Source organism: Gottfriedia acidiceleris, from assembly GCF_004138285.1.
Taxonomy (GTDB): Bacteria; Bacillota; Bacilli; order Bacillales; family Bacillaceae_G; genus Gottfriedia; species Gottfriedia acidiceleris_A.
Map to the genome: position 1 here is coordinate 19870 of NZ_SCFN01000015.1, position 13984 is coordinate 33853.

A 13984-nucleotide genomic window follows, 5' to 3' on the forward strand; every position below is an offset into this window, starting at 1 on the left:
CTAAGGGTTATTTAATTAATGAAGAAGATTATCCTTCTCTTTCGTTTCGATAATTTCTAAACCAGGTGGCTTTGCAATTTTTATATCTGTTTCATGCAAGTATTTTCCATATTGGAAAATAAACTGTTGAACAACCTTTTTAGACATTTGTTCTCCATGATATTCTCCAGCTTTAGCATAAGTTGCTTCAAAATCTTCCCACAGCCATTCAACCCAAATTTTTGCTTGTGAGTATGTTAAATGGCTATTTTCTTTAAGTAATAGCTCAGTTAATTGCTCTAAATATTTCTCCATAAATTACACCTTCCAATTTTTAAACATTTATTATAATCATATCTAAATTCAAAATGGTCATCATAACGATGATGGTTCATTTCATCAATTAGTTTTATCACTAGGAGGGATTTTTAAGATGACAACAAAAAGTGAACGTTTTTCAAAACAAAAGCATGATATGGCTATTGATGGTAATATAGATTACAAATCACAAAATGCTTCTATCCGTCCAAATGGGAGCATTAATACAAATCCACAAGATCGTATGGCAAAAAGTAATCGTGATGAATAGAAATTTAACCAGGGTTTTTACATCCCTGGTTTCTTTAATAATGCGATTGGGATTCCTATTTCTTCTTCACTAGTGCTTTTATGACCCCAAGCAAAAATACCATTCATGTATGTGATCATAAATAATACTCCAGGTTCCTCAATTAATTCATATTGCTCGCCAGGAATAAATTGACTTGCGTCTAATAAATATGATTGAGCCATCGTTTTTTTACGAAGGATAACTTCAAGTTCATTGATCATATCCATTTGTTCAGCTTTTCTAGCTTGATGATTCAAATTGCTAATTTCTTGAACTAATTCATCTTTCGTTAAGTCACTATATCGTTTTGGAATTTCCATTTTAAGTCTCCTCTAAATCATTTAGATATATTTATTATATCAAGCTAATAACAGACAACCAATTGTTTTGAACTTTGTCTACATACTACAATTAATTAGTTTTCTTCCTCTTCTAAAATTAAAATCGCTTTTTCAATTAGATCAATTGGAAAACCTTTTCGAAATAATACTGTTTTCATTTTTTGGTTATATTCCCAACCACTTAATTTTTCATATTTTTTTTTCGCTTTTCTAGCATGTATTAATAAAGCTTGTAATTCATCATCTTCTTCACTTTCATACTGTGTTTCTTCAATTGCAATCGAAGCGATGTTAGCAGAATATCCTTTTCTTCTCAGCAGTTCTTCAAGTTTTGCTTTTTTTTGATTTGTTGAGTACTTTGAAAGTGCAGAAACTTTTTTTTGGCAAAGTGAAATAGCATGTTGAATTTGTTTATCTATTGAAAATAAAATTAAGCTTTTCTCTATTACAGAATTGTGAATACCTTTTGCTAATAGCTCATTCTTAATGATTGATGGTCCTTTCAACGTCGTATTAATAGACGTACGGACATAACTTTCAGCATATTTTTCTTCATTAATATACCCTTCTTCTACAAGTCGGATAATTGTAGTTTGTATTGTATCAATTAAGAATTCTTGCTTTGTTAAATATTGTTCTATTTCTTTTTTTGTTCTCATCATTCTAGATAAATAAACAATACTAGAAAGATATGCCTTTCTAAGTTGATCGGCATTTAATATCTCTTCTAGTTCAAATGGCTCAAATGATTGACCTTTTTTTATATTAAATTTAACAAGAGTATCAGCGTCTACACTAAACGAATACTCTTCACCATTACCACTATCTGTGTAAATATTAAATCGTTCTTTATTTAATTTTTGAACTTGAATTTTCGTAATAATAGACATAATTTACCTCAAAAGAAATTTTGTTTTTATGTACACATAAAAATAATAATATCATATTATGTATTAAGGAGATGCGTGGATGAAGATTCTTCTTACAGGCGGTACAGGGTTTATTGGATCTCAATTAATAAATGAATTTATTCGACATGAATTTAAATGTTATATTGTCACCAGAAATATAAGAACATCATCTAATCCATTTATTACTTATATTAATTGGGATCAATTAACCTCGAATTCTTTTCGGGAGTCCATTGACATAGTCATTAACTTAGCTGGTGAATCAATAAACAGCGGTAGGTGGACTAAGCAATTAAAAGACAAAATTCTACAAAGTCGTATAAAATCAACAAATATTCTAATTACATGGTTTGAAAGACAAGCCCATCGTCCAAACCTTTTTATTAATGCTAGCGCAATAGGGTTTTATGGAACCTCTCAATCTATAACTTTTAATGAACATGACAAGCCTATTTCAAATGATTTTTTAGCATCAACTGTGAGAGAATGGGAAACTGTTGCCAAAAAAGCTGAAGAACTGGGAATTCGGACTATTCTCGCTAGATTTGGTCTAGTTTTAGGATTAAACGGTGGAGCACTTCCAAAAATGATTTTGCCTTATAAATTGTTTATTGGAGGTCCAATCGGAAAAGGTAACCAGTGGATATCTTGGATTCATGAGAAGGATGTTGTTGGCTTAATACTTCATATGATAAAAAATACGGAAATTAGGGGGCCATTCAATTTAGTGTCACCTAATCCAGTAACAATGAACGAGTTTAGCACATCCCTTTCAGTAGCTTTACATCGACCAAATAAATTAAAAGTTCCAAATTTTGCCCTTCAACTATTACTAGGTGAAATGAGTATGCTAGTTTTAGAAGGTCAAAAAGTTATGCCTTCTAAAGCCATTCAAACTAATTATAACTTTCAATTCCCATCTTTAAAAGAAGCTTTACTGTTAACTTTAAATTAGTATTTGAAAGGATTTATCATGAATCTATTATTTAAAAATGCAACCATTTTCCCCATTACATCTCAAGTTTTATATAATCATGATTTGTTAATTGAAAATGGGAAAATTAAAGAAATTGCACCTGAGATTTTTTCGATTGAAGATCAAACGATTGTCGTAGAATGTGCAGGAAAACCACTTTTTCCTGGTTTTATTGATGTACACACTCACTTAGGACTATATGACGAAGGAACTGGTTGGGCTGGAAATGATGCGAATGAAACAATTGAGGTATTGACTCCACATATTCGATCAATGGATGGAATATTGCCACTTGATGTTGCTTTTACTGATGCGATCCAACATGGAATTACAACAGCTCATATCATGCCTGGTAGTGGAAATGTAATTGGTGGAACAACTTGTACAATTAAAACATATGGTAAAAGTATCGATAAAATGATTATTCAAGAGCCGTCTGGATTGAAAATCGCTTTTGGTGAAAATCCAAAAAGAACTCACAGTAACGGGAATAAAGAATCAATTACTAGAATGGGTATTATGGGAATGCTTCGTGAAGCATTCTATGAAGCTAAAAACTCGCATAACCCAGATGACTTTCGAATTTTACCAATTATTAAAGCTTTAAATAGAGAAATTCCAGTGCGAATTCATGCTCATCGTGCAGATGATATTTTATCAGCTATACGTTTTGGCGAAGAATTTAACTTAGATATACGAATTGAACATTGTACAGAAGGTCATTTAATTATTGACCATCTAAAGGATCGAAACCTTCAAGTATCTGTTGGTCCTACATTAACTAGACGTTCAAAAATCGAATTAAAAAATAAATCCTGGACTACATACAAAGCTCTTGCTGATATTGGGGTAAGTGTTTCAATTACAACTGACCATCCTTATACGCCAATTCAGTATTTAAATGTATGTGCAGCTATAGCAGTTCGAGAAGGTTTACCTGAGCTCGAAGCTTTAAAAGCAATTACAATCAATCCAGCAAAAAACCTTAATTTATCTCATAGAATTGGTAGCTTAGAGATTGGTAAAGATGGTGATGTAGTATTATGGTCCCATCATCCGTTTCATTATATGGCTAAACCATTACTCACTGTCATAGATGGTAGAATTGTGTATAAAAATATCGAATAATTTTAGTTTGCAATTTGAACAAAATCGTTTATTATAGTATAGTAAGAACGTTTGCGGTAAATTAAATAGAAAGTGTGAAAACACTTTTCTTATATAGTATTTTAACGGGAAAGGCAAATGGTGAGCCACCAGTAAATCGCTGGTCCTAGTGGGTTCGATTCCCACCCCGAAATTTTAGGGTGCATTAAAAAATTATTCATAATTTATTCATAGTTAATGCGCTTCACAGGACTTTAAATTTTATTGTTTAGTCCTCACAAAAATTTCGCGGGTGGCGTAACCTTCTTTCGCTACCCTTATTATGAGGAGGAGTAGAGATGCTGAAACAGCGAGATTTACAAGATTGTTCTGTACTTTTTGAACTTATGGTACATCCTGATGTCTTTCCCTTTGTGCGCCATAAAGCAAATTCGTACGAAGAATTTCTATTTATCACAAAGCAAGCAATCGAACTAGAAGAACAAGGAAAAATGATATCAAGAACAATCTTAGATGAGTGGGGTAACCCTATTGGTAACATTTCTTTACATGATATTGAAGATGGATATGGCTTTTTAGGAACTTGGTTAGGCAAACCTTTTCACGGAATGGGTTATAACAAACCAGCAAAAGACGCTTTCTTCCATGAGTTATTTCACGATTTAGGAATAAACTCTATTTTTATGCGTATTCGTAAAGTTAATAAGCGCTCTTTTTATGCTGCAAGTAAACTACCATACGCATCATTAGCAAATGAATCACGTAAATGTTTATATGATGAAATTAATCAAAATGAAGAAATTTACGATTTATTTGAAATCACTAAAGACAATTATTTATTGCATACAATGCGTGAAGATTACCAACAACATGAAGTTACACATTTAAAAGAAGCTTAATTTAGTATACCAGCCACAAAAAATGGAGAGACTTACTAAGGATTTTATAACTTAGCGAGGTGTTTTTTGTGGATAAACGAAAAGATAAAACGAGACGAAATTTAAGTTCTACTCAAGAAGTATTATATGCAAAGGAATTTAAGAGAGCTGATCGTGCTGCAGGTTATACTAATTTTAATGGAATAGGCAAATAATTTTTTCAAAAAGGCTTTCTTAGGAAGCCTTTTTTTGTTTTTCTAGAATAACTTTACAACCAGTAATACTCCGTATAAACATCTTTCAAAATTTACAATATCTTAATTAAATTTCACTTGATTCAATAATATAAACCGAAGACGGTCTAACATAATATTCCTTACTAAGTTTTTCTTTTATTCGATGCATTTCATCTTCAATTTTTTCTCCTCGAACAAAAGATCCCCCTTCGATTCCATTCTGATCATCTAGTAAAACATACCACGAAAATCGAAACTCCTTCATAAAAATTCACCCTTTAAAATAAGAAACTATAAATAACTATTTTTCATTATATTCACGAACCTCAAATTTATTTTAGTCAATCGTCTAAATAATAATAAAAAGCTTATAAAATAAACTGTCCTTTAAATGTTAGACGCCTACTAACATTTAAAGGACAATTCAAAGTAATTAGTTTTATTAACAAGTTTGTAATTCTTTCTTTTGGGTTAATAGTTGATAAGCATGATTAACACTTTCATTTGATGGTGGTTGAATATCTTTTAAAGGGTATTTTAATCCCAATGCTTCCCATTTATAAACTCCTAATTGATGATATGGTAAAATTTCTACTTTTTCCACGTTACATAAAGTGTTTATAAAACCACCTAGTTTTATTAAATCATCTTCTGAGTCAGTGATTCCAGGAATTAAGACATGTCTAATCCAAACCGGGATCTTTTTCTTGTCCAAGTATTTAGCAAAACTTTTAATCTGCTTATTTGATTTACCCGTAAGTTTTATATGTCTTTTTTCGTCAAAATGCTTTAAATCTAATAATACTAAATCAGTGTATTCTAATACTTCGTCTAATTTTAAAAGAAAATTTGGGTCAGTACTGCTGAAACATCCACCAGATGTATCAATCGTTGTATGAATCCCATTTTTTCTACAAGATTTAAACAGTTCTAATAGAAAGTCTAATTGTAATAATGGTTCTCCACCACTAACCGTAACGCCACCTCCAGATGACCTCATGAACGGAATATATGTCTTGATATCCTTCATTAATTGATCAACTGACATTTCTTTACCTGCTCCAATTTTCCACGTATCTGCATTATGACAATATTGACATCTTAATAAACATCCTTGTGTAAAGATTACATATCTAAGACCCGGTCCATCGACAGTTCCACAAGTTTCAATTGAATGTATATTTCCTGAAATCATTGTCATTCACCTCTTAATTAATTTTTTCCTGATTTAGTAAAAACATTAAAGCCTAGTGAAGTATGTCCCCCACTAGGCATGAATTACAGAGATTTTTACATAGAACCGTGGAAAGTTCTATTTATTACGTCAATTTGTTGTTCCCTAGTTAGTTTTATGAAGTTAACTGCATATCCCGAGACTCTGATTGTTAATTGCGGATATTCTTCAGGATGTTCCATCGCATCCATTAATGTTTCTCGATTGAATACATTTACGTTTAAGTGATGACCACCTTTTTCTGTATATCCATCTAACATTGCTACTAAGTTTAATACTTGTGTACCCTCGTCTTTACCTAAAGCTTTTGGAACGATTGAGAAAGTATTTGAAATTCCATCTTGTGCATCTTCGTAAGGTAATTTCGCTACTGAACTTAATGATGCTAGAGCTCCATTTGTATCGCGTCCATGTAAAGGATTGGCACCAGGAGCAAATGGTTCACCTGCTTTTCTTCCGTCTGGTGTATTACCTGTCTTTTTACCATAAACAACATTAGACGTAATCGTTAGCACTGATGTTGTATGAATTGAATTGCGATATGTTTTATGCTTTCTTACTTTTGCCATAAAGCTTTCAACAAGTTCTACTGCAATATCATCTACAAGATCATCGTTGTTCCCGTATTTTGGATACTCTCCTTCAATATCAAAATCAACAACGATTCCATTCTCATCGCGAATTGTTTTAACATTTGCATGCTTAATAGCCGATAATGAATCAGCACATACTGACAATCCTGCAATACCTGTTGCCATTGTACGTTTTATATTTGGATCATGTAACGCCATTTCAATTCGTTCATAGCTATATTTATCATGCATAAAGTGGATACAATTTAATGTATTAACATATAAGCCTGCTAACCAATCTAATAAAACGTCGAACTTAACTTTTACTTCCTCATAGTCAAGATATTCAGATGTAATCGGAGCATACATAGGTGCTACTTGAGCTTTAGACTTTTCGTCTTTACCACCGTTAATTGCGTATAATAATGCTTTGGCAAGATTTGCACGTGCACCAAAGAATTGCATTTGTTTTCCGATTGTCATAGCGGAAACGCAACATGCAATACCATAATCATCACCATATTCCGGACGCATGATATCATCATTTTCATATTGAATTGAGCTAGTTTTAATTGACATTTTAGCGCAATATTGTTTAAATCCATCTGGTAGTTTTGCTGACCAAAGGACAGTTAAGTTAGGTTCTGGAGCTGGCCCTAGGTTATCTAAAGTATTTAAAAAGCGAAATGAGTTCTTCGTTACAAGTGGACGACCATCTATTCCTATTCCACCGATTGACTCTGTTACCCAAGTAGGATCGCCAGAAAATAATTCATTATAATCAGGAGTACGAGCAAACTTGACTAATCTCAGTTTCATTACAAAATGATCGACTAATTCTTGTGCGTCTTGTTCTGTTAAAGTACTTTCTTCCAGATCTCGTTCAATATAAATATCTAAAAATGTTGAAACTCGCCCTAAGCTCATAGCTGCTCCATTTTGCTCTTTTATTGCTGCTAAATAGCCAAAATACAACCATTGGAAAGCTTCTTTTGCGTTTGTTGCAGGTCTAGAAATATCAAACCCATGTTTTGTTGCCATTTGTTTTAATTCATTTAATGCACGGATTTGTTCATTTAGTTCTTCACGATCTCTTATTACTTCTTCTGACATAACACTTGTTGTTTTATTTAATGTATCAATTTTATCTTTAATAAGTCGATCTACCCCGTATAACGCTACCCTTCTATAGTCGCCTATAATTCTTCCACGACCGTATGCATCCGGTAGACCTGTAATAACACCAGATCGTCTTGCTGCTTTCATTTCTGATGTATAGGCATCAAATACGCCTTGATTATGTGTTTTTCGATATTCTGTAAATATTTTGCTTATTTCATCATCAACTTTATATCCATAAGACTCACAAGATGCTTCAGCCATTCGAATCCCACCAAATGGTTGTAATGATCTCTTAAAAGGTTTATCTGTTTGGAATCCAACAATTTGTTCTAATTCTTTCTCTAAATATCCTGGTTCATGTGAAGTAATCGTAGATACAATTTTTGTATCCATATCTAAAACTCCGCCATTTTGGCGTTCTTCTTTAGATAGTTTAAGTACTATATCCCATAGTTTGTTAGTTGCTTCCGTTGGTCCTAAAAGAAAAGAGTCATCTCCAACATAAGATTTAACATTTTTTTGAATAAAGTCCCTTACATCAATCGTTTTTTCCCATCGTCCAGTTTCAAATTGTCTCCATTGTTCCATCGTATTACTCCTCCTCTTCTGCATATAATACAGAAAGTTAATTAAGTATATAACAGATTACGTATATAATTTATCATACGCTGAACTGAAACAATCGATTATATTATGAACATATTGTGAAATATTGAACAAAGTAGTTAAAAAGTTAACTCATATAACACTTAATTCCTTCCACTAAATTACAGTTGCTTCATATATATAGTAATTCACTCTGAAAACTTTCCTGTTAAACAACTAACTGTTATACTCAAAAGATAGTAACTGTATTAGCAGATTCATGAAAATTTGTGGACAAGACATTCACAAACCAAATATGCGATAATACTATGGTTAATACACAAATGAATAATTCAATTGAACAATGTTTATATAAAGGAGTAATTTATGAATACAAAACTAAATCTTTCTAGTTCGATTAATGAAAAATTAAATTTAATATATAATGAACAAATTCAAAAAGTACTAAAAGAAGAGCAATTATTAATCGGAACAAAACAATATGTTTCTCAAGACACAACGATTTTAGAAGATGCTATTACTGCCCTTCTTCTTGGTAAAAATATATTGTTAAAAGGTCCAACAGGAAGTGGTAAAACGGTTTTAGCTGAGACGCTTTCAAAATTGCTTTATCAACCGATGCATAGCATAAACTGTTCAGTCGATTTAGATTTAGAAGGAATTGTTGGATACAACACCATTGCTTCTAATACGAACGGATCTGAAGTAGTATTCATCGATGGACCTTTAATGAAAGCAATGAAGAAAGGTCATATTTTATATATCGATGAAATTAACATGGCTAAACCAGAAACATTACCATTATTACATGGTGCACTTGATTATCGAAAAATGATTACAAATCCATTTACTCAAGAAGTAGTAAAAGGTGACGAAAACTTCAGAGTAATCGCAGCAATAAATGAAGGATATGTAGGAACAAGTGAATTAAATGAAGCTTTAAAAAATCGCTTCATTATTATAGATGTTCCATATATTAATGGGGATTCATTACTTAAGTTATTAAAAGATGAATCTGAGCTAAAAGATGAAGAACTACTGAAGAAATTCACAAGCTTTTCAAGTGATTTAATTCCATTAGCAAGTGAAGGCAGAATTAGTGAAGATGCAGCAAGTATTCGTGGTGTTCTTGACGCATGTGATTTATCTGTTCATATACCTGTACTTCGAGCAATTGAACGCACAATTATCGCTAAATTAAGTGATGACATTGAACGTGAGACTGTTAGAGAACTAGCTGAAAGTTATTTTCTTTCTTGAAATGAGTGATGATTAATATATGAAACAAATCATTTTTAACAATAAAAAAATCGACGCTTCCACTTTTCTTCAAATGGAAAATTTATCGATTTCTCTTTCGAAAGATCGTAATTCATTTTTAGAATTTGATTTTCAGGCGTATTACGACGATGAAGAACAAAAATTTACTGTAAGTCACTTTTGGGATACACAAGAGCATAGTACACAGTTACAAGGTTTGAAATCAGATGTGTACTTAAAAGCTTTAGGTAATAAACATTACTCAGATTTTAGTGAATTCAAAGATACACTAAAGGAATTACAAGAAACTCATTTAAAAAGTTTTTTCACACAATTGTTTGTCCTTCTTGAGGATATTCGACTTGAAGAGTTAATTATTCATCAAAGACCAGGTACAAGACAATTATTTTCTACGAGAAAAAAAATATATAGACATTATTTTCAATCACAATTCAAAGCAAATGAAATACGTAATTTCCAATTAGATCAATTGTTTTGTTTAATTTATCTTTCACTTACTTCTACCCAATTAACATATCAAACGAATGAACATCTCGAGGATATTTTACCCATCCTCTTTCAGGCGTTTGAAGCTAAGAAAACAAGTGATATTTCTTCTATTGTATATAGAGTACAGCAGAGGTTACTCTCACTGTATAAGGAAGATATGATTCACACATATTTTGGCTATTTACCGTTAAATAAAATTAACGAATTAGCTTCATGTAATAGTAAAGTAAAAGAGCTTCAAAATGAGGACCAGCAAGAGGGTCTTGATGAAAGAAACAGCGAAGATGAAAGATTATCCACCTGGCATAGAGAAAGTAAAAATAATGAAACAGATGATAATTTTTTACGATTTGAAGTTGAAAGTGGTACAAAAACTTCTATTAAAGCAAATTTTGCACGAGAAGAAGAGGCCGGCGATCAGGCAATTGCAAATGCATTTGGATCCTCCAAACAAGGAGAGAATAAAAAGTCAAAACAAACTGATTCATATGAGGCTACGAATTCATCCTCTTCACAGCAAAATCCTTTTGGTAAATACAATAGTAATGTTTCCATTAAATATAAAGAAGCAATTGGGCAAACAGTTACCGAAAAGAAACAGTATTATACATTGTCTTCAATGGTATCTAAAGATGTTAAAGAACTAAGAAAAACGATAGAAAAATCATTAGAAAATAAACAAAATGCACCTACTGATAAATACTATGGTAGGTTAAATAAAAAATGGGTTCGACTTTTCACAGAAGAAAATCCTAAAATGTTCTATAAAAAACAAACTGAATCAAAAGAATTAGATGCTGTTTTTTACTTATTAGTTGATTGCTCTGGATCGATGTTTAATAAAATGGATGAAGTGAAAAAAAGCGTCATTTTATTCCATGAAACATTAAAACAATTAAAAATCTCTCATAGCATTAGTGGCTTTTGGGAGGATGCTTCAAATGCTACAAAAGAAAATAAACCAAATATTTTACATCAAGTCATTCCGTTTTCAAGCTCTTTATCTCCTTCAGTAGGTCCTAATATTATGCAGCTTCAAGAAGAAGAGGACAATCGTGACGGCTTAATGATTCGAATTGTTTCAGAAGAGCTCGCTAAACGTTCGGAAAAGCATAAATTTTTGCTCGTGTTTACTGATGGCGAACCTTCAGCATTAGATTATTTCCAGGATGGGATTATCGATACGCATGAAGCAGTTAAACAAGCTAGAAAACTTGGAATTGAAGTAATCGGTACTTTCATCGAGGAAGAAGAACATCAAGAAGAAACTTCACAATTAATGAAAAATATTTATCAGCACCATTACTTAATCGCCTCAAATGCAGAAGATTTAAGACTTCAATTAAAACCAATGCTAAAAAAATTATTATTAAGAAGCATAGAATAAGATAGTTGTCCATAAAATGAAAAGAAATAGGCTTACTAGTAGCCTATTTCTTTTTATTTTATAAGTAGTTTGAATATTTTGTCGAACAGATTTACATAACGAAATCGTATTTCCTATTGATTTTTAAAATTAAACGGAGTACGATAAATTTTGACGACTTAGAGAGATGCATATTTAAAGAAAAGCTAGTGTATGACCGCTAGTTTGTTTGTATTTAAGGGGGATTAGGACTATGCCTACTTCATTTAAAGCAACATTTTCACGTGTACGATTCGTATTACTGGTTGCGTTAGTAGTTTGGCTAAAAACGTATATTGTTACTCTGTTTGGATTCGATTTAAAAATTGATACAGTCTTTCAAAATGTAATATTATTTATTAGCCCTTTGGCATCCTCATTATTCCTTGTAGGGATCGCTCTTTTTTTCAAAGGGAATAAGCGTAATACAATCGCGCTTTTGATTAATTTCATTTTAACCTTGCTATTATGTGGAAACGTTTTATTTTACGGATTCTTTAATGACTTCATAACTTTACCAGTGCTGTTCCAAACTAGTAATATGGGTGATTTAGGATCAAGTGTAAAAGAACTAGCAAGCTTTAAAATTATTTTGATGTTTATTGATATCCTTATCCTATATTTAATCTCAAAAAAATTTCCTAAATTTTCAAACACTGGTCGAGTACCTTCATTTATGAAATCAACCTATTATTTAATTACGATTGCAATTGCAGTTTTAAATTTAGGTTTAGCTGAAATGGAAAGACCTGAATTGCTTACTCGTTCGTTTGATCGTGAAATGTTAGTAAAAAATCTTGGACTTTATGTTTACCAAGGCTACGATTTATCACTTCAAACAAAAACTTCAACACAAAAGGCCTTTGCGGATAGCAGTAAATTAACTGAAATTGAAAACTATGTAAATAGTAACGGCGTAAAAGCAAATGCAAAGCTTTTCGGTAAATATAAAGGTAAAAATGTTATTGTTATTTCTTTAGAATCAATGCAAAATTTCACAATTGGTGCAAAGGTTAATGGTAAAGAAATAACTCCATTTTTAAATAAATACATTAAAGAAAGTTATTATTTTGACCACTTCTATCACCAAACTGGTCAAGGAAAAACGTCCGATGCTGAGTTCATTATTGATAACTCTTTATATCCATTAGATCGTGGTGCTGTCTATTTTACACATGCAAATAACGAATATATGGCTACACCTGAAATTTTAAAAGATCAAGGATATTATTCGGCTGTTTTCCATGCAAATAATAAAAGCTTTTGGAATCGAAATGTAATGTACCCTTCTTTAGGTTACGATCGCTACTTTAATGAAGTAGATTATAATATTACCGATGAAAACTCGGTAAACTGGGGATTAAAGGATGAAGATTTTTTTGAACAATCACTTCCTCTTTTATCACAAGTGAAACAACCGTTTTATACTAGATTCTTAACTTTATCAAACCACTATCCTTTCGTACTTGATCCTCAAGATCAATACATTGATCAATATAATTCTGGCGACGAGACACTTGATCGTTATGTAACGACAGTACGATATATGGATGAATCAATTAAACACTTTATTGAAGGTCTGAAAAAATCAGGTCTATATGATAATACAATTCTTGTTATGTATGGAGATCATTATGGTATTTCTGAAAACCACAATCGTGCAATGGCTCAGTTCTTAGGTAAAGACGAAATTACTCCGTATGACCATATGGATTTACAACGCACACCATTTATTATTCATTTACCTAAGCAAAAACAAGGTCAAACAATCTCAAAGGTTGCTGGTCAAATTGATGTAAAACCTACGATTCTTCATCTGTTAGGTGTTGATACAAAAACAGATATTGAATTTGGTAAAGATTTATTTAGCCCAGATTATTCGGAATTCATTGTTTTCCGTGATGGAAGCTTCGTAACAAGTAAATATTATTATGTAGCTGGCTCTAATGAATTTTATAATCGATTAACTGCTGAAAAAGTAGAAGTTCCTGATCAAGAAGCGAAACTATTAATTGATAAAGCAAAAAAAGAGCTAACACTTTCAGATAATATTGTTTACGGTGATTTATTCCGTTTCTACAGTGGCAACAAGCATAAAACAGGTACAATGCAAACAATAACTGAACCAAATCAATAAAAGGAACTTCTAAAGAACCTCATAGTCCGGTAATTAAATTTTTAGTTTTATACACCGAGAGATGCTTTTACAAGCATCTCTTTTTGTTATAATATGGTAT

14 protein-coding genes are annotated in these 13984 nt (G+C 31.8%); 8 read left to right on the forward strand and 6 right to left on the reverse strand.

Annotation, left to right across the window (positions count from 1 at the left end; genetic code table 11):
* Nucleotides 1–15: 15 nt before the first annotated feature.
* Nucleotides 16–294 carry a YfhJ family protein gene (locus tag EP747_RS18150; RefSeq protein ID WP_088014818.1) on the reverse strand — a complete coding sequence of 93 codons (279 nt, stop codon included), beginning with the start codon at nucleotides 292–294 and terminating at the stop codon, nucleotides 16–18.
* A 118-nt stretch (nucleotides 295–412) separates the two neighbouring features.
* Here EP747_RS18150 and sspK point away from each other — a divergent pair, with 118 nt between their 5' ends.
* Nucleotides 413–568, forward strand: coding sequence for a small acid-soluble spore protein K (gene sspK / locus EP747_RS18155; RefSeq protein WP_082459389.1), 156 nt, complete (start codon nucleotides 413–415; stop codon nucleotides 566–568).
* Nucleotides 569–585: 17 nt separating this feature from the next.
* Here sspK and EP747_RS18160 read toward each other — a convergent pair whose 3' ends face one another.
* Entirely contained in the window at nucleotides 586–909 is a 324-nt protein-coding gene (locus EP747_RS18160) for a YfhH family protein (protein ID WP_069035247.1), read from the reverse strand.
* Nucleotides 910–1004: 95 nt separating this feature from the next.
* Nucleotides 1005–1820, reverse strand: a complete 816-nt coding sequence (gene recX / locus EP747_RS18165) for a recombination regulator RecX (RefSeq protein WP_129691500.1) — start codon at nucleotides 1818–1820, stop codon at nucleotides 1005–1007.
* A 79-nt stretch (nucleotides 1821–1899) separates the two neighbouring features.
* Here recX and EP747_RS18170 point away from each other — a divergent pair, with 79 nt between their 5' ends.
* The 4 genes from EP747_RS18170 (at nucleotide 1900) to EP747_RS18185 (ending at nucleotide 5017) form a co-directional block, all read left to right on the forward strand.
* On the forward strand, nucleotides 1900–2796 hold the full coding sequence (locus EP747_RS18170; RefSeq protein ID WP_129691501.1) for a TIGR01777 family oxidoreductase: 897 nt from the start codon (nucleotides 1900–1902) through the stop codon (nucleotides 2794–2796).
* A gap of 18 nt (nucleotides 2797–2814) precedes the next feature.
* Entirely contained in the window at nucleotides 2815–3945 is a 1131-nt protein-coding gene (locus tag EP747_RS18175; protein WP_205753848.1) for an amidohydrolase, read from the forward strand.
* A 317-nt stretch (nucleotides 3946–4262) separates the two neighbouring features.
* Entirely contained in the window at nucleotides 4263–4823 is a 561-nt protein-coding gene (locus EP747_RS18180; RefSeq protein WP_025671591.1) for a GNAT family N-acetyltransferase, read from the forward strand.
* Between the two features lie 68 nt (nucleotides 4824–4891).
* Nucleotides 4892–5017 carry a YfhE family protein gene (locus tag EP747_RS18185; RefSeq protein WP_069035250.1) on the forward strand — a complete coding sequence of 42 codons (126 nt, stop codon included), beginning with the start codon at nucleotides 4892–4894 and terminating at the stop codon, nucleotides 5015–5017.
* Nucleotides 5018–5123: 106 nt separating this feature from the next.
* Here EP747_RS18185 and EP747_RS18190 read toward each other — a convergent pair whose 3' ends face one another.
* From EP747_RS18190 to pflB, 3 genes are all read right to left on the reverse strand, one after another.
* The gene (locus EP747_RS18190) at nucleotides 5124–5303 is read right to left on the reverse strand and encodes a hypothetical protein (protein WP_091023201.1); all 180 of its coding nucleotides are present in this window, start codon (nucleotides 5301–5303) and stop codon (nucleotides 5124–5126) included.
* A gap of 177 nt (nucleotides 5304–5480) precedes the next feature.
* Entirely contained in the window at nucleotides 5481–6233 is a 753-nt protein-coding gene (gene pflA / locus EP747_RS18195) for a pyruvate formate-lyase-activating protein (RefSeq protein ID WP_129691502.1), read from the reverse strand.
* A gap of 95 nt (nucleotides 6234–6328) precedes the next feature.
* The gene (gene pflB, locus EP747_RS18200; RefSeq protein ID WP_419179324.1) at nucleotides 6329–8554 is read right to left on the reverse strand and encodes a formate C-acetyltransferase; all 2226 of its coding nucleotides are present in this window, start codon (nucleotides 8552–8554) and stop codon (nucleotides 6329–6331) included.
* A 384-nt stretch (nucleotides 8555–8938) separates the two neighbouring features.
* On the opposite strand from pflB, the gene EP747_RS18205 reads away from it, so the two are divergent.
* From EP747_RS18205 to EP747_RS18215, 3 genes are all read left to right on the forward strand, one after another.
* A complete protein-coding gene (locus EP747_RS18205) occupies nucleotides 8939–9832 on the forward strand; it encodes an ATP-binding protein (protein WP_129691504.1) in 894 nt (297 codons plus the stop codon).
* A gap of 19 nt (nucleotides 9833–9851) precedes the next feature.
* Nucleotides 9852–11729, forward strand: coding sequence for a vWA domain-containing protein (locus EP747_RS18210; RefSeq protein ID WP_129691505.1), 1878 nt, complete (start codon nucleotides 9852–9854; stop codon nucleotides 11727–11729).
* Nucleotides 11730–11961: 232 nt separating this feature from the next.
* Complete coding sequence (locus EP747_RS18215; protein WP_129691506.1) at nucleotides 11962–13884, forward strand: LTA synthase family protein; 1923 nt, start codon at nucleotides 11962–11964, stop codon at nucleotides 13882–13884.
* Nucleotides 13885–13984 lie beyond the last annotated feature (100 nt).

Bases quoted from the DNA above. Each gene is read 5' to 3' on its own strand.
- EP747_RS18150 (WP_088014818.1), bottom strand. From the start codon at position 294: ATGGAGAAATATTTAGAGCAATTAACTGAGCTATTACTTAAAGAAAAT.
- sspK (WP_082459389.1), top strand. From the start codon at position 413: ATGACAACAAAAAGTGAACGTTTTTCAAAACAAAAGCATGATATGGCT.
- EP747_RS18160 (WP_069035247.1), bottom strand. From the start codon at position 909: ATGGAAATTCCAAAACGATATAGTGACTTAACGAAAGATGAATTAGTT.
- recX (WP_129691500.1), bottom strand. From the start codon at position 1,820: ATGTCTATTATTACGAAAATTCAAGTTCAAAAATTAAATAAAGAACGA.
- EP747_RS18170 (WP_129691501.1), top strand. From the start codon at position 1,900: ATGAAGATTCTTCTTACAGGCGGTACAGGGTTTATTGGATCTCAATTA.
- EP747_RS18175 (WP_205753848.1), top strand. From the start codon at position 2,815: ATGAATCTATTATTTAAAAATGCAACCATTTTCCCCATTACATCTCAA.
- EP747_RS18180 (WP_025671591.1), top strand. From the start codon at position 4,263: ATGCTGAAACAGCGAGATTTACAAGATTGTTCTGTACTTTTTGAACTT.
- EP747_RS18190 (WP_091023201.1), bottom strand. From the start codon at position 5,303: ATGAAGGAGTTTCGATTTTCGTGGTATGTTTTACTAGATGATCAGAAT.
- pflA (WP_129691502.1), bottom strand. From the start codon at position 6,233: ATGATTTCAGGAAATATACATTCAATTGAAACTTGTGGAACTGTCGAT.
- pflB (WP_419179324.1), bottom strand. From the start codon at position 8,554: ATGGAACAATGGAGACAATTTGAAACTGGACGATGGGAAAAAACGATT.
- EP747_RS18205 (WP_129691504.1), top strand. From the start codon at position 8,939: ATGAATACAAAACTAAATCTTTCTAGTTCGATTAATGAAAAATTAAAT.
- EP747_RS18210 (WP_129691505.1), top strand. From the start codon at position 9,852: ATGAAACAAATCATTTTTAACAATAAAAAAATCGACGCTTCCACTTTT.
- EP747_RS18215 (WP_129691506.1), top strand. From the start codon at position 11,962: ATGCCTACTTCATTTAAAGCAACATTTTCACGTGTACGATTCGTATTA.